The sequence below is a fragment of the Algoriphagus halophilus genome (assembly GCF_900129785.1).
In the GTDB taxonomy this organism is placed as follows: domain Bacteria; phylum Bacteroidota; class Bacteroidia; order Cytophagales; family Cyclobacteriaceae; genus Algoriphagus; species Algoriphagus halophilus.
This window is the reverse complement of sequence record NZ_FSRC01000001.1, coordinates 920,458-940,454: the sequence shown is the minus strand read 5'-3', so window position 1 is coordinate 940,454 and position 19,997 is coordinate 920,458. Positions and strand designations below refer to the sequence as shown.

The window sequence follows — 19,997 nt, the reverse complement described above, 5'->3', positions numbered from 1 at the left end:
GCTTGTTACTTTTGGATTTAAATATTTGAGTTATGGCAATAATGATTACTGACGAATGCATCAACTGTGGTGCATGCGAGCCTGAATGTCCAAATACTGCAATCTATGAAGGCGGTGTAGAATGGACTTGGGGAGGAGGAACATCTCTTAAAGAAGTAACCTTGGAAGACGGTACGGTTGTAGATGCGAATGAAGCACAGGAGCCTGTTTCAGATGAATTTTATTACATCGTAACTGCTAAGTGTACAGAATGTAATGGTTTCCACGAAGAGCCCCAATGTGCGGCAGTATGTCCAGTAGATTGTTGTGTGGATGACCCTGATCATGTCGAGACAGAGGAAGAATTGCTTGCAAAAAAAGCATTAATGCATGGTGAATAAAGTAATAAGTTAGGATTTCAAGGGGTAATTTGAGCCCTGATTTTTAACTTATTACGCCTATAATCGGCCAATTCTAGAAAAAAAGTCCAAAATAGCTTTGATTTCTATCTCTGAATTGTCTTATCTTAGGTCGTATTTTATCTTTATCAAAAATTAATTAATAGAAGAACTGTGGAAGATCAAAGAGGTTACGACAGGGAAGAAATCTTTTCGAAAAAAGTGAAGGCAGGAAAGAGAACCTACTTTTTCGATATCAAATCGACCCGTGCTAACGATTATTATCTAACGATTACAGAAAGTAAAAGAAGAGTTAACGGAGACTCTTTTTCATACGAAAAGCATAAAATTTTCCTTTATAAAGAAGATTTTTTCAAATTCGTTGAAGCATTGAATGAGTCAGTAGACCATGTTAAAAATGAACTACTGCCAGATGTTGATTTTGATCAATATGAAAAAGAGGAAGAAGAATCTTCCAACGAGTTAAAATGGGAATAGAAACTGTTTTACAAAAGTTTTTGTAGGACAGAAATAGTATATTAGAGGAGGCTTTTGCCTCCTTTTTATTTACCGGATATGCAGCGCTTTTTTATTTATCTGATTCTATTTATTGCCATCTTCCTACTATTTGGATGGTATTTTTCAAATATTACCCTATACCTGGTTATTTCTCTTATCCTGGCCGCACTACTTCGTCCGATGACGAACCAACTGAATGATTTTCACCTTTTGGGTCAACATATACCTAGGTGGATGGCCATCTTGGTTTCCTATTCATCCATTGTCCTGTTATTGGTATTGTTAAGTTTTCTGTTTTTACCCCTTATCAATAACCAAGTAATCATCCTGAGTGATCTGGATTTAAATACTATTTATCAGGAAGTCCGAGGCCCTGTTTCAAAAATTGAAAATTTCCTATTCCGATATCAGCTTATCGAAAGTCAACCTGGCTATTTATTTGAAGAACTAAGGTCCCAATTATTAGAAACCATCAAAGGAATTGATTTTGGAGCCTTTATATCCAATGTATTAAACATTACCAGTAGTTTATTCATCGGTTTGATGGCGGTCTTATTTATCACCTTTTTCTTCCTTTTAGAAAATGGGCTTTTAAGAAGAAACTTGCTCAATTTAATCCCGAATCCCTATTTCGAATTATCTGTAGCCACGTTCACAAAGGTTGAAAAACTACTTTCAAATTATTTATCTGGACTTTTACTCCAAATGCTGGCTATTTTTTCCATCGCGAGTTTTGGACTTACTTTAGTTGGGGTAGATTATGCCTTGACCATAGGCTTATTTGCAGCTGTAGCCAATCTTATTCCTTATGCAGGCCCTATCCTCGGTGCATCATTTGGAATTATCGTAGGGATATCAACTGGAGATTACACACAAAACCATGAACTGAATTTCCTTTTATTAAAAATTATATCGGTTTTTGGGGTCGTACAAATGACAGACAATGTATTCTTACAACCCATGATTTTTTCTAAATCTGTAAAAGCGCATCCCCTTGAAATTTTTGTTGTTATCTTTGCGGGTGCAAAAATCGCCGGGGTAACCGGGATGATTTTTGCCATCCCAGTTTATACCATTTTTAGAGTATCTATCTTAGAATTCTATCAAGGGTATAAATCCTATAGAATCTTTAAAATTAAATAATTAATTAATGGCCTTACAATGTGGCATCGTAGGACTTCCAAACGTTGGAAAATCCACTTTATTTAATGCTCTTTCCAGTGCAAAAGCAGAAGCTGCTAACTTCCCTTTTTGTACCATCGAACCTAATGTAGGAGTAGTCACAGTCCCTGATAATAGACTTAAAATATTAGAACAACTGGTCAATCCTCAAAAAGTACTCCCTACTGTTATCGAGTTTGTGGATATAGCTGGCCTTGTTAAAGGGGCTAGTAAAGGGGAAGGACTAGGAAATAAATTTCTTGCAAACATCCGTGAAGTAGATGCTGTCATTCACGTTATCAGATGTTTTGAGGATGAAAACATCGTCCATGTAGCAGGAAGTGTTGATCCGATTTTTGATAAAGAAGTGATCGACACGGAGCTTCAGTTGAAGGACCTGGAATCCATCGACAAGAAAATCTTAAAGACTGAGAAAATTGCCAAATCAGGGGATGCCAAAGCTAAAAAAGAGTTAGAAACCCTGACACTTTTCAAAGAAGCCTTAACCTCTGGTAAAAATGCACGTTCAGTAGAAGTAGAGAAAGAAGACTTAGAGGCAGTTAAAGATCTACATTTATTGACTATCAAGCCTGTATTGTATGTAGCCAATGTGGATGAAAACAGCATTCTCACTGGTAACAAATACGTGGATCAGTTAAGAGAAAATGTAAAAGAAGAAAATGCGGAAGTAATCGTTCTTTGTGCAGCTATTGAATCTCAGATTGCAGAATTTGAAGATTTGGAAGAAAAAGAACTGTTTTTAGGTGAATATGGTTTAGAAGAAAGTGGACTCAATAAACTAATAGCTGCCGCTTATTCGTTATTGAACCTAATCACCTACTTTACTGCCGGTGTTCAAGAAGTGAGGGCATGGACAATTGTCAAAGGTTGGAAAGCCCCACAAGCCGCAGGGGTAATCCATACGGATTTTGAAAGAGGTTTTATTAAAGCTGAAGTCATTAAACTAGCTGATTATCAACAATTCAAAACAGAAGCAGGGTGCCGTGAAAATGGAAAAATTTCCATAGAAGGAAAAGAATATGTGGTCAAAGATGGCGATATCATGCATTTTAGATTCAATGTTTAACATTTTCTTGAAAAAAATTGTAATTTTGCCTCTTAATCACCCAAAAACGTAAATATTTTAATTTATCTATTGTCTCAATTTATTTTTAAATCACCGTGAGAGTTAGACTTATATTTTCCCTAAAAAACAAAGGCTCCTATTTGCCTTTCCATCATCAGTATATCCTTGCCCAATTCCTAAAGGGACTGATCGTAAAAGGTGGACGAGAAGAATTTTACAATTACAACTTCTTTAACTTTTCTGGACTAAAAGGACAGACCAAAGTAAGCAGAAGCGGTCTTCACTATTATTCCAGTCTTGTCACTCTTGTACTATCTTCGCAAAGTGAGGATTTCATGGACTATCTATTAGAGCAAGTTTTTGCTACTCCAAAAGTAGAGCTTGGAAACTTAATCTTAGTCCCTGAGTATACTGAAATTGAAGTTGAACCAGAATTGGAGACTTCGAATAAGTTTGTTTGTATTTCACCTTTGGTACTGATCATCCCAGCATTCAATGAAGAAGCTGGTAAACGATTTATCAGTCCAGACAGTGATGAGTTCTCTGACCTATTGTACGAATCTACATTGACTCGTATGGAGCGTTCTGGTTGGTATACTCCGGAACAAATGGAGTCTTTCTTCAAATTTCAAGTGGTTCCTGATATGGTTTATGTGAATAAACTGAAAGAACAGCAGAAGAAATTTGCAAGAATCTATGCAGTGTACGACATGGATGTAAAATATGAAGTACGTGGTTACACCCTACCATTTACTTTATATGCAGCTCCTGAGGTACAGGATTTCGTCTTCAAATGTGGTCTTGGTGCCTTTACCCATAAAGGTTTTGGCATGTTGGATTTGGCGACTCATCCTCCTGGAGCAAGAACAAAAACTTACAAATTTAAAAGAGAAGGCTTCGTCCCTTATAAGCCAAATGAGCGAGTAAGGCAAAATGTAGCACCTCCAGCAGAAGAGAATGATTCGGAAACTGAATCTGAAGATTAATATACTATAGCTCCCAAAACCTGGGAGCTTTTTTTATAACCTCCTTCGATTAGGCTGCAATACTGAATAGCCTACCAATTGATCATATCTTGATCCTAATGCTCTGAGGTACACAAAGACCTCATATACGTTTTCAGTTTCAAAATGAGACCCCTCGAATGATTCCGTTACAAATACGCCATTCTTCAGGTAACCTAACTGATAATCGTACCAACCTTGTTTGAGCAATAAGGAGGTTCTATAGATCTGAAACTTCTCATCCCACTCAAATTTAGCTTCTGGAGCTTTCCCCCAATTGGTCAAAGATCCTAACAAATAGATGGGCTCAGTTCCTTTGGGAACATCTACATTAAAAGTCATGTAAACATATTGACTTTCCAGTTCTGGGTCTCCCCCTGGCCGATCATTTGTATCCACAATATACTGGCCATTCAAGTCCAAATATTGGGAGTAAGCCTCATTCCGCCTTGGTTTATTTGCCAAGGATTCGCCAAAAACTGCATCCTCCTCTACTCTCATGGCACCAACATTCTGTCCAGTGGCTCTCATAAACCTGAGATCCACAAATCGAAACTCATTACTGGCATCAAATGCATTCCCGCCATCAAAATCCTCGTATCGGAGCGTTTTTGAGCTCTGGTTGATAAAAGTAGGCTTAGTCAGGTATTTGGCATTGTCCCAGCGCTGATTTTGCCTAATAATCACTTTAACCTGTGATTCGGGGTTCATAACCTCCACCTTTGAATAATTTACCACTGTGTTGATTTGCTGCTGCCCCCGGATATTGGCTGTTTGAGATGGAGGTACTATCCCCGCCCCTACTGTCAACAAATCCTCATAAACCATGAATCGCTTGGTTAGGATCACATCATCCGGATCTCTTCTGCGATAAACTTTGACCACATAATTCCCCGATTTGGTCACTTGGGGAATGAGAAACTTGTAATGGATATAGGGTATTCGGGTGTTTATCGAATAATCATAATCTTGAATATTAAATTCATTAAAAGGAACCAGAAAGTCATTGTTTTTTAAATCTGACTGTTTCCAATCTGCATCACAATGAATCAAAGTTGCTGAATACAATTCAGGATCATAAGCCAAATCATCAAATAACAGAACAAGTTGTTTTCCTCCCAAAATTGAAACAACAGGTGCATCCAATTGGCTCCCAGTAGTCGGCCCCAAAGGAAATATTCTTACAGATTGAATATGGTCTTTATATACCTTATCCTCCACTTGGGCATCCACATAGGTACTAAAAACCAATAAAATCGCTAAAAATAAAACAGGGACATACTTCATGTTTTTCCTTTTTGGTATGTAATTATTAATTGTTAAGCCAGGACTTCTTGAAGAGCCGATATTTCATCTACCAATACCTCCCATTCTGAATTCAAATCATCCATTTTTCGATGAATAGACTGATGAAGATCCTGCACTTTTTTCAACTCATCTTCATTGGCATACAATGCAGGATCAGCCATTTTCAGCTCCACATCCGTTTTCTGAGACTCCAGCTTTTCTATTTCCTTTTCAACCCTAGATAGATTTTCCTCCAACTTCTTCAACTCTTTTTTGGCCTGATTTATTTCATTTTGGCTTTGTGTGGGAGCAGGTTTCTCTTTCTTGGCTGGTTTGGGAGTATCAGCTTCTTTCTCCTCTACTTGCTGAGATTTCCAAAACTCATATTCCTCATAGGTTCCAGGGTACTCTTTAATCTCATAATTTTCAATATACCAAATCTTATTCGCCACCCCTTTAATAAAATGCCGATCGTGAGAAACAGTGACAAAAGTACCCTCGTATTGCTGCAGTGCTTGGATTAAGATATTGACAGACTGAAAGTCCAGGTGATTGGTAGGTTCATCCAACAGCAAAAAGTTCGCTTCTGAAATCAGTGTTTTGGCCAAAGCCACCCTGGACTTCTCCCCTCCGGAAAGGACTTTGATTTTCTTAAACACCTCCTCATTGGAAAACAAAAAGCAGCCTAAAACCCCTCGAAGTTCCATTTCAGTTTTTGCGCTACCTGCCTGGGACATTTCCTGAATGATCTCATTGTCTAAAGTCAGGGCTTCTAGTTGATGCTGAGCAAAAAATGACTTGATGACATTATAGCCTTCAGTCCTTCCGGTAATTCCCTTTTCTGAGCCATCTATGATTCTTAGTAAGGTTGACTTTCCTTTCCCATTCGCTCCAATCAGAGCAATCTTATCCCCTCTCTCAATTCGCGCTGAAGTATTTTTCAAAATAACATTATCTCCATAGGCTTTTGAGATGTTATCCAAGGTTACGACGTCCCTTCCCGATTGCTTTGAAAATTTAAACTTAAAGTTTACAGACACTTCGTCATTGACTACTTCATGCACACGTTCCATCCGATCCAGCGCCTTGATCCTAGATTGGACCTGATTGGATTTGGTGGCTTTTGCACGGAATCGTTCAATGAACTTTTCCGTTTGTTTGATCATTTGCTGCTGATTTTCATACGCATTCTGTTGAATCTCCATCCGCTCTTTCTTCTCCTCTTTATAGAAAGAGTAATTCCCAGAGTAAAGCGTCAACGTATGATTGGCTACTTCAACCGTACTGGTGATACAGTTGTCCAAAAAGGTTTGGTCGTGAGAAACCACTACCACTGCACCTTCATAAGTCTTCAGGTAGTTCTCTACCCATTGAATGGATGGTAAATCCAAGTGGTTTGTTGGCTCATCTAGCATCAATAGAGATGGCTTTTCCAATAGAAGTTTGGCTAGCATGACCCGCATTCTCCAACCTCCGGAAAATGTTCGAAGTGGCTTTTGAAGATCCGAGGTCTTAAAACCAATTCCCTCCAATACCTCCTCTGCCTTTGCTTTGATGGTATACCCTTCGTTTGCCTCAAAGCGGTCCTGCAAGGTTGCCAACCGATTCATGATTTCTTCCGAATAATCGGTTTCCATTTCTTTGAGAACTTGATCAATTTCATCTTGAAGATCCAAGGTCTCTTTAAATGCTGCCAAGGCCACATTTAAAATACTTTCATCCGATTGATAAGAAAGCAGATCCTGATTTAAAAACCCAATGGAACAATCTTTGGCTTTTTGGACTTCTCCTGATGTAGGTTGATAGTCTCCGGAAATAATTTTCAAGAGAGTAGATTTACCTGTACCATTCTGTCCTACCAGTCCAATTTTATCTTTTGGCTTGATATGAAGGTTGGCATTTTCGTATAAAGGACGTCCGCCTATGAAATAAGAGAGATTACTAATCGATAACATGCCCCAAAAATAAAGATTAACCCGTTCATATACCTTTGAAAGTTGAACATTCTGAAATTGTTTAGATTACTTAACTTGTAGAAAATAAAATATCATGAAAACCATTTCAACATTAACATTATCTGTGCTTTTGACAACAGCCTCGATGACGATGAGCTGTGAACAAAAGAAGGAAGTGAAAATTGAACCCATACAAACTGTAAATTCTGCCAATAAAAGAGATATTTCTCAGGCAACGGCGGAAGTACAATTGGATAAACTTACCCTGCCTCCCAATTTTAAAATCGATGTTTGGGCTGCGGATATTCCAAATGCCAGAGCCATGACCATTACAGAGGAAGGGATTGTGTTTGTAGGAAACAGGCAAGAAGATAAAGTTTATGCCGTGATTGATGAGAATGGCGATGGCAAAGCTGATTCAAAATTCATCTTGGCAGAAGGTTTACAAATGCCAAATGGTGTAGCCTATAAAGATGGGGATTTGTATGTGGCTGAAGTAAGTAGAATTTTAAGATTCAAAGACATCAAAAATAATCTGGGCAATCCAAGTTATGAGGTGGTGTATGATGGTTACCCAACAGAAACACATCATGGATGGAAATTCATTGCATTCGGGCCTGATGGTAAACTCTATGTACCAGTGGGTGCTCCATGTAATATTTGTGACCCAGAAGAGGATATTTTTGCAAGTATTACCCGTTTAGATGTCAATGCAGCTAATCCAGAGCCGGAAGTTTATGCCCATGGAGTTAGAAATACGGTAGGGTTTGACTGGAATCCCCAAACAGGAAATATGTGGTTCACCGACAATGGAAGGGATATGATGGGCGATGATATTCCCAATTGCGAACTCAATAAAATCACAGCAGTTGGTCAGCATTTTGGTTATCCTTATTGGCATGCAGGTGATGTCAAAGATCCAGAGTTTGGAGATGCCGGAGGTGCTCAATCTGACTACATCGCTCCTGCCGCACTAATGGGACCCCACAATGCTCCCCTAGGCATGCGTTTTTATGAAGCAGGAATGTTTCCTAGTAGCTATGACAACTCCATATTTGTAGCAAAGCATGGTTCTTGGAACCGAAGCAAAAAATCAGGATATGTGGTTGCAGTGGAGAAATTAGACGGAAACTCCAATGTAACTGGAGAGGAAATCTTTATCCAAGGTTGGCTCGATGAGGCCAGTCAAGAAGCCTGGGGCAGACCAGTCGATGTTCAGGAGCTTCCAGATGGAAGCATGCTGATTTCAGACGATATGGCGGGAGTTATTTATAGAGTCACCTACAACTCTGCGGAATAAACCAAAAAGGGAAGCAAATTGCTTCCCTTTTTTATTTCAGCCAATCTGGCTTGGTCGTATCAATTTCTGCTTGCAATTGGTTCAACAGGTTATACAACCCAAAATAAGTGCGGTTGATATAGAGCCCATGTCTGGATCCTCTTGCCTGACGGGATTTCTTAAACATCTTATCATTGGAAATTCTATCTCCTAGCTGAAAAATTTGTTCAAAGAATCCATCATCTGAAAAGTCAAAACGATCCACATGAAATGGCTTCCCTAATAATGAAATCATCTCTCTAAAGACTCCTTTAAAATACGCTTGCTCCTCTTTGGTATCCTTTTCAGAAATAAATTCGAGATCAAAAAAGATTTGATCCAACTCCTGTGGTTTTATTAACAAATCCTTTTTAATCAATGCAAAGTATCCTGAATAAAAATCTTCAGGTATCACTTTGACACATCCAAAATCAATGATTCCCAATTGATCCGAATCCTGGACAATGAAATTCCCAGGGTGTGGGTCTGCATGTACTTGCTTGAGGTTATGGACTTGGTGGTGGTAAAAATCCCACAGGGCTTGACCAATTTTATTCCTGGCCTCCTGAGAAGGATTTGTCTCCAACCATTCCTTCAAATGTTTCCCTTCAATCCAGTCCATGGTGATAATTCGGTCGGAACTATACTCATCATAGTAATTAGGGAATTTGAGATTTGGAATATGGGCACATGCTGAAGAAATTTCTCTCGATCGCTGTACTTCCAAATGATAATCCGTTTCCTCCAAGAGCTTCTCCTCCACTTCTTCCATGTAATGATCCAGTTCCCGCTCATTCATGTTTAATAATCGAAGCGCAAATGGCCGAACCAATTTCAAGTCTGAACCTACCGAATCTGCAATACCTGGATATTGGATTTTTACAGCCAAGGTTTGGCCATCTTTTGTAGCTTGATGAACCTGTCCAATAGAAGCTGCATTGACCGCTGACCTGGTAAAAGTATCGTACATCTGGTCAGGAGATTTCCCGAAATACTTCTGGAAAGTTTTTACCACCAAAGGATAAGAAAGTGGGGGAGCCGAATACTGAGCCATCGTAAACTTGTCTTGATATGCTCTTGGCAATAAATTCTTATCCATGGACATCATCTGAGCCACTTTCAACGCTGAACCCTTCAATTGACTCAAAGAATTATAAATATCTGAGGCATTATTCTGATGAAGCTCTTCTTTATCCAAACCAGGTCTCACTACCTTTTTTGCATAATGCTTCACATAATTCCCTCCTACTTTTGCGCCTGTAGAGATGAATTTTGCCGCTCTCTGAACTTTGGAAACTGGAATAGACTCCTGTTCGTTTAAATTTCCTGTCATGACTTATTTGGATTGATACATGAATTTTGCGAAATCAAGAAAGGAGTCAAGAGCACTTTTACCCATTAGGTCAAAAGCTAAATTGACGGACTTTTCAATGGCTGCGTCTGTTTTCTCAAATCTTGGTGACTGATCTTTCAACCAATACTGAAAAACGAACCAAAGTTGAATCCACATTGCCTCATCATATTTCTCGGAAATAAATGGACGATTTGCAATTTCCTCCGTCTCTTTTCCCTCCAAAATGATCTCGTTGGCAAAATCTTTAAACTTGTCTTTAAATTCAGATGCTTCTTTTGGCAAAGAGGTAATTTGGGAAGAGTTGCTTCCATAAAGGCTAAGCAGGTAGGATCGGTTTTTTTTCAAAACTTCAATCCATGTAAATAGAAATCCCAAGAATTTTTCTCTCGCAGAGTATTCATTGAACACTTCCTGAGCCTCGATTTGGGATAATGTCTCTGCAAACATCTCTACCCAAATGGCTGATTTAATGGCTTCAAAAGAGGTGAAATAGGTATAAAACTCCTCCTCTTTCATTTTTAAGTCCTTAGAAAATTTGAATACCGATTTCGGTGACCCCCCATGTTCTAAGACATATTCCTTAAATGCATCAGGGATAATTTTTTTAAAATCTTTTTTTGTATTCTTTTTTGCTGCGGTCGTTGTCATAAGTTGTAGCTAATTATCTTATAGATAACAGACAAACGAGCCAACAGGTTTAAAATTAGGCACAAAAAAACCGGAGAATTCACTCCGGCCTCATTTTCCTATTTTCAAGTGATCAAATTACTTTTTCAATCACCAAATTATGATTGGTATAAATACATACATCTGCAGCAATATTTAAGCTTTCTCTCACCATTTCTTCAGCTGACAAGTGAGGAGCAAATTGTTTCATTGCTCTAGCGGCAGATTGGGCATACATACTTCCTGAGCCTATGGTAGCAATCTCCATATCTGGCTCAATCACATCGCCTGTTCCAGAGATAATCAAAATATCTTCTTTATCTGCCACAATCATCATTGCTTCCAACTTACTCAGCATCCGGTCCGTTCTCCACTCTTTAGCAAGTTCCACAGCTGCTCTTTTCATATTATTGCCAAAAGCGCCCAACTTTTCTTCGAATTTCTCCAACAAGGTGAAGGCATCAGCAGTTGACCCGGCAAAGCCAGTCACAATTTTACCTCCCTGAAGCACTCTCAGTTTTTTTACGGTGCTTTTTGCAACGGTATTTCCTAGTGTAGCTTGGCCATCGGCACCGATCACTACTTCTCCATGATGGCGAATTGCTACGACTGTGGTTGATTTAATTCTTTCCATGATTCTCTATTCATTAACAAAGCGATGATTCAAAATGCTTCACTTGGAAAAATCACTTTCAAAGCAAATAGCATTTTTAAGGTTGCTTTCTGACAATAACCATACAAAAAGCAAAAAGTCCTGAAAACAGGACTTTTTGACAGGTATTTAGATTTTTATACTAAGATTCTAACAGGATCTTCTAAAAGATTCTTTAAGGTAATCAAGAATGCTGAACCAACTGAACCGTCCACAACTCTATGGTCACAAGACAAGGTCACTTTCATGACATTTCCAATTTGCATTTGACCATCTTTCACAATAACGGTTTCCTTAATTCCTCCAACGGCCAAAATACAAGCGTCTGGTGGATTAATAATCGCAGTGAATTCTTCAATACCAAACATCCCTAGATTAGAAATAGTGAAGGTGTTTCCTTCCCAGTCCTTAGGTTGCAATTCTTTGTTTTTCGCTTTTCCTCCCAAAGATTTTGCTTGAGCAGAAATTTGAGATAAAGATAAGTTGTCAGCAAATCTGATCACAGGAACTAATAATCCCTCTTCTACCGCTACTGCCATACCGATATGGATATGCTCGTTGTATCGGATTTTATCGCCTAACCAACTTGAATTTACTTTTGGATGTTGACGTAAAGCTGCTGCAGTAGCTTTGATTACCATGTCATTGAATGAAATCTTGGTAGATGCGATTTCATTCATGCTCTTTCTAGCTTCTATCGCCTTATCCATGTTGATTTCCATGGTCAGATAGAAATGAGGAGCACCAAATTTACTTTCGGCAAGTCTCTTAGCAATTACTTTACGCATTTGAGAAACTTTTTCCTCTTTATAGCTTTCCTGTCCAATTGCTGGAGCCCCTGCGCTTGCAGGTGCTGCTTGAGGAGCTGCAGCTGGAACGAAGTTTTCTACGTCTTTTTTGACAACTCTTCCTCCTTCACCAGACCCACTCACTTGACGAATATCCAATCCTTTTTCTTCAGCAATCTTTTTAGCCAACGGAGAAGCTTTTACTCTTTCTCCATTTGCAGTAGTGGCTGCAGGTGCAGTTGAAGCAGGTGCAGATTTTGTTTCAGCAACTGGCTCTGCTTTTGGTGCAGGTGCGGATTCCTCTTTTGGTGCAGGCGCAGGTTCTGATGAGCTTTGTTGTTGAGCTTTTAAAAGAGTTTCAAAGTCGGCCCCCTTTTCACCTATCACAGCGATTACTCCATCTACAGGCACGCTATCTCCAGCTTCTACCCCGATGTAAAGCAACGTTCCATCGTCATAGCTTTCCAGCTCCATGGTTGCTTTGTCAGTTTCCACTTCAGCGATGATCTCACCAGACTTAATTTCGTCACCAACCTTTTTCAGCCAAGAGGCAATCGTACCTTCTTGCATAGTATCGGACATTTTAGGCATGGTAATTACCGTCGCATTAATATTTGAAGTATCAATGCTTTCGCTAGGAGCCTCAGCTTTTGCTGGTTCTGGAGCTTTTTCTTCTGATTTAGGAGCTTCCTCTTTTTTATCGGATGAACTATCAGCACCTTTCAAAAGGTGTTCATAATCTTCTCCTTTTTCACCTATCACAGCTATAACGCCATTGACAGGTACAGAATCTTTCTCTTTTACTCCTATATATAAAAGCACACCTTCGTCGTAGGATTCAAGCTCCATTGTTGCTTTGTCAGTTTCAACCTCCGCCAGAATATCTCCTGGTTTAACAGTATCCCCTACTTTTTTCAACCATGCAGCGATCACACCTTCTTCCATGGTGTCGCTCATTTTAGGCATTCTAATAATTTCGGCCATGAGTTATTGCGCTCTATTCGTTTTTAAAGTGTCCAAAAATAGTTTTTATAATGTCTTTATTCAAATTTAAAACTAGTATTTTCCCCCTGCATTTCAGCCTTTATTCACCAATCCCCTGATATGCCTTTAATTACAGACAGCATTTACCAAAGACCAAGATGGCTTTTTAATCGTCATTTGGAAACTATTTATCCTGCCATATTCAGGAAAGTAGAGCTAGAAAAGCCTATTCGTGAGAGAATTACTACCATAGATGGAGACTTTCTCGATTTAGATTGGTACAAACAAGGCAGCTCCCAATTGATAATCGTAAACCATGGCCTGGAAGGAAATAGTTCCCGTGCCTACATCCTGGGAATGTGTAAAATTTTTATAAAAAATGGTTTTGACGTGCTTGCCTGGAATTATCGAGGCTGCGGAGCAGAACTCAACCAACAGCCTATTTTCTACCATTCTGGTGCTACCTATGACTTAAACACAGTCATCAAGCATGCTGAACATGACTATGATGAAATCTCACTGGTAGGTTTTTCTTTGGGAGGAAATCTTATCTTAAAATATTTAGGTGAACAAGAAATGGTCTCTGATAAACTAAGAAAAGGAGTAGCCATTTCAGTTCCGTTGCACTTAAGCAGTGCAAGTAAAAAAATTTCCTCAGTAGAAAACACCTTGTACTCCAAGCGTTTTCTAAAAACCTTAAAAGAAAAGGTTATTCTAAAATCAAAGACCCATCCAGGTGAAATCCCTGTCGAAATGTTGAAAAACATAAAAACTTTGGCAGATTTTGATGATTATTTAACAGGACCACTTCATGGATTTGCCGATGCCGAAGAATATTATTTTATCAACTCTTCCCTCTTTTATTTAGAACACATAAAAGTGCCCACACTCGTTCTAAACGCATTAAATGATCCTTTTCTTAGTGATTTATGCTACCCTTACCAACTTGCCAAAAATCTGGACAATGTATACTTTGAATTCCCAAAACAAGGAGGCCATGTGGGTTTCACAGTAGCAAATTCTGAAAAACCTTATTATTCTGAGTCTCGGGCTGTTGAATTTATAACCAAGGATATCTAACTTCCAGCTTGCTAATCAAGTTATATTCTATATGTGTGGACGTTATTCATTAAGCAAAAGTAAAATTGAATTGGAAGAAAGGTTCCAGGCTGAGATGCTTTCTGATTTTCATCCCAGATATAACATCGCCCCTACCCAGTTGGTACCAGTCATCACCTCGGCGAGCCCAAATGGTTTTTCTTATTTTTATTGGGGAATTACACCAGAGTTTGGTAAAAACAAACCTGTCGCATTGAAATTGATCAATGCCAAATCCGAAACTGTAGATCAAAAGGTTTCTTTTAAAAGTTCTTTCCAAAAAAGAAGATGTATAATTCCTGCAGACGGCTTTTATGAATGGAAAAAACTCGGTAAAAAAACAAAAATCCCTTACCGCTTTACCATGAGAGAAGGAGAATTGTTCTCCATGGCAGGCATTTGGGAGGAGTACGAATCTGTAAATGGAGAAACCCAACATACATTCTTAATTTTGACGACCACCCCAAATGAGGTTGTTTCCGATGTGCATGATAGAATGCCAGTCATTTTGAACAAAGAAGGTGAAAAAAAATGGTTGGATAGTTACTCCAAAGTTGAAGACCTAAAAAGCCTTTTTGAGCCGATATCTTCCGATTTCCTCTTAAGCTACACTGTCTCACCTTTGGTGAATTCTGTTCAGAATGATACCCCTGCGGTCATGCGAAAAACATCTCCGATGGACCAACATGGAAATTACACCTTGTTTGGCTAATTCTAAACTTTTTATTGTTCATCTGAGTATTTTGTAAGAGAGCGATCATATCCTCATATTTGAACTCATTTTTAATAAACCCAAGGAGAGATGAAGAAATCCAAAATTTTAGGAGTGGGCCATTCCTTGCCTGAAAGGATTGTGACCAATACGGAATTATCAGGTATGATGGATACCAATGATGATTGGATTGTAGAACGTACGGGAATTGAACAAAGAAGATGGTTTACACCAGGAGTAGATACCGTCACCAGTTTATCCAAAGACGCTTCAATCATGGCATTAAAAAGAGCTGGGTTAGAAGCAAAAGACTTGGATTTCATCGTTTTTGCGACAGTTACACCCGATTATTATGTACCAGGGAATGGAGTCCTGTTACAGCGTGAACTGGGAATCCCCGGTATTGGAGCCTTAGACATCAGAAATGCCTGCTCAGGATTTATATATGCCTTGTCAGTAGCAGACCAATTTATCAAAACCGGCATGTACCGAAACATATTGGTAGTGGGAGCAGAAATTCAATCTTCAGGATTGGATAAAAGCAATGAAGGCAGGTCAAGTGCGGTGATTTTTGCTGATGGAGCTGGTGCTGTGGTTTTGAGTGCAACTGATCAAGAAGATTCAGGTATTCTCTCCACGCACTTACATGCTGACGGAAATTTTGCGGAGGAACTTTATTGCAAAGACCCAGGCAGTTCCAGAGAAGATCGTTATTCCAAAGAATTATTTGATTCCGGTAGTTTCTTTTTAAAGATGAATGGAAATGTGGTTTTCAAACACGCCATCGTCCGGTTCATAGAAGTGATCAATGAAGCCTTAGAGGCAAACGGTAAAACCAAAGAAGAAATAGATTTACTGGTCCCTCATCAAGCCAACTTGCGTATTAGCCAATACATCCAGCAAAAATTGGACTTCCCTGATGAAAAAGTGTTCAACAATATCATGTATTATGGAAATACCACTGGCGCAACCATTCCAATTGCCTTGAGTGAAGCTTGGGAACAGGGTAGAATCAAAGAAGGTGACTTAGTTTGTTTAGCAGCATTTGGTTCAGGTTTCACATGGGCATCAGCATTATTAACATGGTAACATGAACGAACCTGACCAACATCCTGACCTGGAGCTTTGGAAAGACCAACAGTTATTAAAAAAGCTTCATCGTCTTAAACTTCAATTTTGGGATATATTCTCCCAAGTGGCCGAGACCATTGCTGATGAAGACTTGAGGGCAATTTCCTTGAAACATAAATCAAAAAAACTTTCCAGAGGAAATGACTTATTGGGGATGCCTTATCATGTATTAGACATCATCCGGAATTTCGACCCTGAAACAGGTCTAAATATTCGAGTTTTAAACTGGTTTGGCAATGGATTATTTTTGATCATTCTTGCTGGAGAGAAAAATTACCAAAAGATTTCATCGTTTCTTTACGAGAATAATTTTTATTTTGGAACTACAGAAAGTCCCTGGGATTACCCAGGATTAATTCTTGAAAACCAAAAAATAAAGTCCCAACATCCTGAAATGATTGAGCCCGGATCTTTAAATGTCTGGATAAAAGAAATTGAAGTTGAGGGAAACAACCATGAAATCACCACTAAAATCGCAGAAGAAATACAATTGATTGTCAATTATCTTTCTACGATTTAGTGAACAAAACAAACCTGAAATTTGAGATTGACGTAAACTTATCACAATCGATAAATCGCTGGTTTTATTTTCTTATTTTGAGTTATTACCTACAATTCACAATTTCCTGAAAGAATAGTATATATATGAAATTTATCCTGATTCTAGGTGCAACCTTATTTTCATTCTCCCTTTTTGCCCAACAATCTTCAATAGTGAAGCTATATAATTCTGATTCTACAATTATGGCAACAGGGGTAATGGAAGGCACTAGCAAAGAAGGGCTGTGGAAATATTACAACCCTAAAACAAACCAAATACTTTCTGAAGGAAATTATCAAAATGGACAAAAAGAGGGAACTTGGACTTCCTATAATGCCAGGGGGCTGAAAAAAGTCGTGGCAGACTATAAGGATGGAAAGTTGTTTGGTCCCGCCAAAGTATATGATTTGGATGGAGCTTTAATTACAGAAATGATTTTTCAGGACAGTGTATTGGTAGGACAATTCACTGAATATTATGGGAAGACAGGTAATCCCGAATATATTCCTTTTAAACAGGTCAAAAGAGAAGGCTCCTATGAAAACGGAATGAAAACCGGTCAGTGGGTTACTTACCATGAATTCGGTGAAACAGCCATAGTTGAATATTTCAAAGAAAACAAAAGAGAAGGCCCTTACCTGGAATATGATCCAGAAGGAATATTAATGATAGAGGCTACTTATAAAAATGGGCAGCTAGACGGAGATTTTAAACGCTACTTCTATCCAAATAGACCCATAGAGGAAGGCAAGTATTCCAATGGAGTAAAAGTTGGAACTTGGAAAAGGTATTACCCTGAAAACAATAGACTTGAAGCTGTAGAGACCTATGATCAATATGGGAAAAAGACAGGTGATTGGACCTATTTTTATGAAAATGGCCGGATGGCTAGATTGGAAAAATATAAAAATGGGATTGCAGAGGGAACTTGGGAAGAATATTTCCCAAACAAAAGCCTTTCTAAAAGGCAAACCTTTGAGTTAGGGATTCCTGTAGGAGAATATGTGGAATTCCATAGTACCGGCGAACCATCCGTTTTTGGAAATTATGCCTCGGGAATGAAGACAGGTCTTTGGAAAAGCTATTTTCCTGATGGGGAACTTTATTCCATAGGTGAATATAGAAATGATCAGCAAAGTGGAGTCTGGAAATACTTCAATAAAATCGGAATCTTAATAGCAGAAGGAAGCTTCAACTTGGGACTGGAGGAAGGGCAATGGTTTTACTATTATGATGGGGGCCAGTTAAAATCTGTAGGAACCTATAAACTAGGTAAAGAGGATGGAATTTGGGGTTTGTTCTATGATAATAAAAAACTTACTCAGGAAGAATTTTGGGAGTCTGGGAAATTGCTAAACGTCGGAGAATATTATTCTTACGATGGGACAGAAACCTATGAAAAAGGCACATTAAAGGACGGAAATGGCACTAGGATTACCTATTACGTAACAGGTAAAAAAGAATCGGAAGGAAGTTATAAGCAAGGAAAAGCTGAAGGAATTTGGACATTTTACCATGAAAATGGTAGAAAAGCATCCGAAGGAACCATGAAAGATGGAAAGAAAGAAGGTACTTGGAGATATTACAATCCGTCTGGAAGGTTGGAGGATTTGATTAATTATAAAGAAGATGAGGTGGTGGTTGAAAAAGAGGAAAATCAAATAATCAGATTTAATTAAAAAAAGGTTCAATAAGCCAATTTCACCCCATAAACATTTTAGACAATTCAAAATGTTTTTTACATGCAATATTTTGATGTTTAGATATTTATGTTTATATTAATGTACTTTTAAAACTTGTCCGCTAGACATTTTTTTGACTACTAAGTTTATTTTAAGGGTGATTGAGCTACGGACTGACTTATTAAAAATTTTTTAGCCCGGTTTACCGGGCTTTTTTTAAACTCCCTAACCATTCTTTTTCCCCGGTTTAAGACAGGAAAAAATTGAGGAGGCGGAAATCTTTCATTCAATTCTTTTGCTGAAATCAACTTCTTCAAGGAATTAATTTCAATTCCCATAAAAAAGACAAACATGTTTCTATATTTTTTTAAATAAGTGCTTTTTTGAAATCAAAAAAATACCTTAATTAGAGATCAATTCAGACTTATGCATCTAATAAACCCGCAAGAAGTTATTGATAAGATGGACGGTGTCGTCGAAATCAAGAGCTATCTTAATAAGATTAAAATCATCAAAAACTTATACCTGAAAGGGGCAAACACTGCAAGTGAAATTTGTGCCGAAGTAGGGATCTCTCTTCCCACCGTAAATGCCTTGTTATCGGACTTGATGGCTTCTGGGGAAGTAATCAAGCATGGTAGAGCTGAATCCCAAGGGGGAAGAAAACCTGACTTATACCGATTGGCAGAGGATGCCTTTTATGTTTTATCGGTAGATTTATCCAAATTTCAAGCAAACTTCGCCCTATATTCCTGTAATCAAACATTAGCATTTCCTAAAGAAAGCCATAAGATCACACTGGACAATGAAAAAGAGACTTTTGATCATCTATGTGATTTGATTGATTCTTACCTGAAAAGGACGGAAATCAAGCCTGAAAAAGTGATTGCCATTGGGATCTCTATGCCTGGTTTAGTGGACTCTGTCGGAGGCGTCAACTACACTTATTTAAGATTTGGGAAAAAGTCTCTCATTGAAAATCTTGAGGAACGGTTTTCCAAGAAAATATACATGGAGAACGATGCCCGGGCAATGACCTTGGCAGAGTTCAAATTTGGTTCAGATCATTCTCACAAAAATGTCTTAGGGATATTCGTGGGTTGGGGAATTGGCTTAGGAATAATTATTGATGGTAAATTGTATCAAGGTGCTTCTGGATTTGCCGGTGAATTTTCGCATTCTCCAATATTTGAATCACGCGACGTTACCTGCATTTGTGGGAAGAAAGGATGTTTAGAAGCAGTTGCTTCAGGAACTGCCATCGTAAGAATGGCTGAAGATGCCATTAAGCTTGACAAAGACAGCATTTTGGCTAGGATGGTCAGAGATCACAAAGGTGAACTCGAACCAGCTTTAGTAGTGGAAGCTGCTCTTGCAGGCGATCAAAGAGCGATTACCATTCTTTCGGAGGCAGGCCTTGATTTGGGTAGAGGTATTTCTATATTAATACAGTTATTAAATCCTGAATTAATCATCATTGGAGGTTCCGTGGCAGAGGCCAATCAGTATTTGATTACTCCAATCCAACAAGCACTGAACATTTACAGTATGGCAAAATCCCGTGAAAAGTCCCAATTAGCGCTCTATCAGTTAGGTGAAGATGTTGGACTTTTGGGAGGGGTTGCAGTTGTAAACGAAAAACTGTTTGAAGATGTCATCAATCGATTGAGTTAAAACTCTT

Annotated in this window: 18 protein-coding genes; 12 read left to right on the top strand and 6 right to left on the bottom strand. The window is 38.6% G+C overall.

What is annotated here, in order from left to right:
* Positions 1–32 precede the first annotated feature (32 nt).
* The 5 genes from BUR11_RS03935 (at position 33) to cas6 (ending at position 4,130) form a co-directional block, all read left to right on the top strand.
* Positions 33–380: a 4Fe-4S binding protein gene (locus BUR11_RS03935; RefSeq protein ID WP_074223507.1), complete on the top strand. Its 348-nt coding sequence runs from the start codon at positions 33–35 to the stop codon at positions 378–380.
* Positions 381–551: 171 nt separating this feature from the next.
* Positions 552–875, top strand: coding sequence for a DUF3276 family protein (locus BUR11_RS03930; RefSeq protein WP_074223506.1), 324 nt, complete (start codon positions 552–554; stop codon positions 873–875).
* A gap of 78 nt (positions 876–953) precedes the next feature.
* Positions 954–2,039, top strand: coding sequence for an AI-2E family transporter (locus BUR11_RS03925; protein WP_074223505.1), 1,086 nt, complete (start codon positions 954–956; stop codon positions 2,037–2,039).
* A gap of 7 nt (positions 2,040–2,046) precedes the next feature.
* Complete coding sequence (gene ychF / locus BUR11_RS03920) at positions 2,047–3,144, top strand: redox-regulated ATPase YchF (protein ID WP_074223504.1); 1,098 nt, start codon at positions 2,047–2,049, stop codon at positions 3,142–3,144.
* Positions 3,145–3,239: 95 nt separating this feature from the next.
* Positions 3,240–4,130 carry a CRISPR-associated endoribonuclease Cas6 gene (cas6, locus tag BUR11_RS03915; protein WP_074223503.1) on the top strand — a complete coding sequence of 297 codons (891 nt, stop codon included), beginning with the start codon at positions 3,240–3,242 and terminating at the stop codon, positions 4,128–4,130.
* A 33-nt stretch (positions 4,131–4,163) separates the two neighbouring features.
* On the opposite strand, the gene BUR11_RS03910 is transcribed toward cas6, so the two are convergent.
* Together BUR11_RS03910 and BUR11_RS03905 are read right to left on the bottom strand one after the other, a co-directional pair.
* Entirely contained in the window at positions 4,164–5,435 is a 1,272-nt protein-coding gene (locus BUR11_RS03910) for a type IX secretion system plug protein (protein WP_074223502.1), read from the bottom strand.
* Positions 5,436–5,467: 32 nt separating this feature from the next.
* Entirely contained in the window at positions 5,468–7,390 is a 1,923-nt protein-coding gene (locus tag BUR11_RS03905; RefSeq protein WP_074223501.1) for an ABC-F family ATP-binding cassette domain-containing protein, read from the bottom strand.
* 94 nt (positions 7,391–7,484) lie between these two features.
* Here BUR11_RS03905 and BUR11_RS03900 point away from each other — a divergent pair, with 94 nt between their 5' ends.
* Positions 7,485–8,690 (top strand): PQQ-dependent sugar dehydrogenase, encoded by a 1,206-nt coding sequence (locus BUR11_RS03900; protein WP_074223500.1) that lies wholly within the window; start codon positions 7,485–7,487, stop codon positions 8,688–8,690.
* 31 nt (positions 8,691–8,721) lie between these two features.
* Here BUR11_RS03900 and BUR11_RS03895 read toward each other — a convergent pair whose 3' ends face one another.
* From BUR11_RS03895 to BUR11_RS03880, 4 genes are all read right to left on the bottom strand, one after another.
* Positions 8,722–10,041 carry an ABC1 kinase family protein gene (locus BUR11_RS03895; RefSeq protein WP_074223499.1) on the bottom strand — a complete coding sequence of 440 codons (1,320 nt, stop codon included), beginning with the start codon at positions 10,039–10,041 and terminating at the stop codon, positions 8,722–8,724.
* A gap of 3 nt (positions 10,042–10,044) precedes the next feature.
* Positions 10,045–10,710: a TetR family transcriptional regulator C-terminal domain-containing protein gene (locus tag BUR11_RS03890; protein WP_074223498.1), complete on the bottom strand. Its 666-nt coding sequence runs from the start codon at positions 10,708–10,710 to the stop codon at positions 10,045–10,047.
* 112 nt (positions 10,711–10,822) lie between these two features.
* Positions 10,823–11,362 carry an ATP-dependent protease subunit HslV gene (gene hslV / locus BUR11_RS03885; RefSeq protein ID WP_074223497.1) on the bottom strand — a complete coding sequence of 180 codons (540 nt, stop codon included), beginning with the start codon at positions 11,360–11,362 and terminating at the stop codon, positions 10,823–10,825.
* Positions 11,363–11,517: 155 nt separating this feature from the next.
* A complete protein-coding gene (locus BUR11_RS03880; protein ID WP_074223496.1) occupies positions 11,518–13,152 on the bottom strand; it encodes a pyruvate dehydrogenase complex dihydrolipoamide acetyltransferase in 1,635 nt (544 codons plus the stop codon).
* A gap of 120 nt (positions 13,153–13,272) precedes the next feature.
* On the opposite strand from BUR11_RS03880, the gene BUR11_RS03875 reads away from it, so the two are divergent.
* The 6 genes from BUR11_RS03875 (at position 13,273) to BUR11_RS03845 (ending at position 19,990) form a co-directional block, all read left to right on the top strand.
* Positions 13,273–14,232 (top strand): YheT family hydrolase, encoded by a 960-nt coding sequence (locus BUR11_RS03875; protein ID WP_074223495.1) that lies wholly within the window; start codon positions 13,273–13,275, stop codon positions 14,230–14,232.
* Between the two features lie 31 nt (positions 14,233–14,263).
* Positions 14,264–14,962 (top strand): SOS response-associated peptidase, encoded by a 699-nt coding sequence (locus BUR11_RS03870; protein ID WP_074223494.1) that lies wholly within the window; start codon positions 14,264–14,266, stop codon positions 14,960–14,962.
* Positions 14,963–15,052: 90 nt separating this feature from the next.
* Positions 15,053–16,051 carry a 3-oxoacyl-ACP synthase III family protein gene (locus BUR11_RS03865; RefSeq protein WP_074223493.1) on the top strand — a complete coding sequence of 333 codons (999 nt, stop codon included), beginning with the start codon at positions 15,053–15,055 and terminating at the stop codon, positions 16,049–16,051.
* Between the two features lies 1 nt (position 16,052).
* A complete protein-coding gene (locus BUR11_RS03860; RefSeq protein ID WP_074223492.1) occupies positions 16,053–16,613 on the top strand; it encodes a hypothetical protein in 561 nt (186 codons plus the stop codon).
* A gap of 125 nt (positions 16,614–16,738) precedes the next feature.
* The gene (locus tag BUR11_RS03855; RefSeq protein WP_074223491.1) at positions 16,739–18,313 is read left to right on the top strand and encodes a toxin-antitoxin system YwqK family antitoxin; all 1,575 of its coding nucleotides are present in this window, start codon (positions 16,739–16,741) and stop codon (positions 18,311–18,313) included.
* Positions 18,314–18,742: 429 nt separating this feature from the next.
* On the top strand, positions 18,743–19,990 hold the full coding sequence (locus tag BUR11_RS03845) for an ROK family transcriptional regulator (RefSeq protein ID WP_074223489.1): 1,248 nt from the start codon (positions 18,743–18,745) through the stop codon (positions 19,988–19,990).
* Positions 19,991–19,997 lie beyond the last annotated feature (7 nt).

Bases quoted from the DNA above. Each gene is read 5' to 3' on its own strand.
- BUR11_RS03935 (WP_074223507.1), top strand. From the start codon at position 33: ATGGCAATAATGATTACTGACGAATGCATCAACTGTGGTGCATGCGAG.
- BUR11_RS03925 (WP_074223505.1), top strand. From the start codon at position 954: ATGCAGCGCTTTTTTATTTATCTGATTCTATTTATTGCCATCTTCCTA.
- BUR11_RS03875 (WP_074223495.1), top strand. From the start codon at position 13,273: ATGCCTTTAATTACAGACAGCATTTACCAAAGACCAAGATGGCTTTTT.
- BUR11_RS03905 (WP_074223501.1), bottom strand. From the start codon at position 7,390: ATGTTATCGATTAGTAATCTCTCTTATTTCATAGGCGGACGTCCTTTA.
- BUR11_RS03845 (WP_074223489.1), top strand. From the start codon at position 18,743: ATGCATCTAATAAACCCGCAAGAAGTTATTGATAAGATGGACGGTGTC.
- hslV (WP_074223497.1), bottom strand. From the start codon at position 11,362: ATGGAAAGAATTAAATCAACCACAGTCGTAGCAATTCGCCATCATGGA.
- BUR11_RS03910 (WP_074223502.1), bottom strand. From the start codon at position 5,435: ATGAAGTATGTCCCTGTTTTATTTTTAGCGATTTTATTGGTTTTTAGT.
- BUR11_RS03870 (WP_074223494.1), top strand. From the start codon at position 14,264: ATGTGTGGACGTTATTCATTAAGCAAAAGTAAAATTGAATTGGAAGAA.
- BUR11_RS03855 (WP_074223491.1), top strand. From the start codon at position 16,739: ATGAAATTTATCCTGATTCTAGGTGCAACCTTATTTTCATTCTCCCTT.
- BUR11_RS03895 (WP_074223499.1), bottom strand. From the start codon at position 10,041: ATGACAGGAAATTTAAACGAACAGGAGTCTATTCCAGTTTCCAAAGTT.
- BUR11_RS03860 (WP_074223492.1), top strand. From the start codon at position 16,053: ATGAACGAACCTGACCAACATCCTGACCTGGAGCTTTGGAAAGACCAA.
- BUR11_RS03880 (WP_074223496.1), bottom strand. From the start codon at position 13,152: ATGGCCGAAATTATTAGAATGCCTAAAATGAGCGACACCATGGAAGAA.
- BUR11_RS03865 (WP_074223493.1), top strand. From the start codon at position 15,053: ATGAAGAAATCCAAAATTTTAGGAGTGGGCCATTCCTTGCCTGAAAGG.
- BUR11_RS03890 (WP_074223498.1), bottom strand. From the start codon at position 10,710: ATGACAACGACCGCAGCAAAAAAGAATACAAAAAAAGATTTTAAAAAA.
- BUR11_RS03900 (WP_074223500.1), top strand. From the start codon at position 7,485: ATGAAAACCATTTCAACATTAACATTATCTGTGCTTTTGACAACAGCC.
- ychF (WP_074223504.1), top strand. From the start codon at position 2,047: ATGGCCTTACAATGTGGCATCGTAGGACTTCCAAACGTTGGAAAATCC.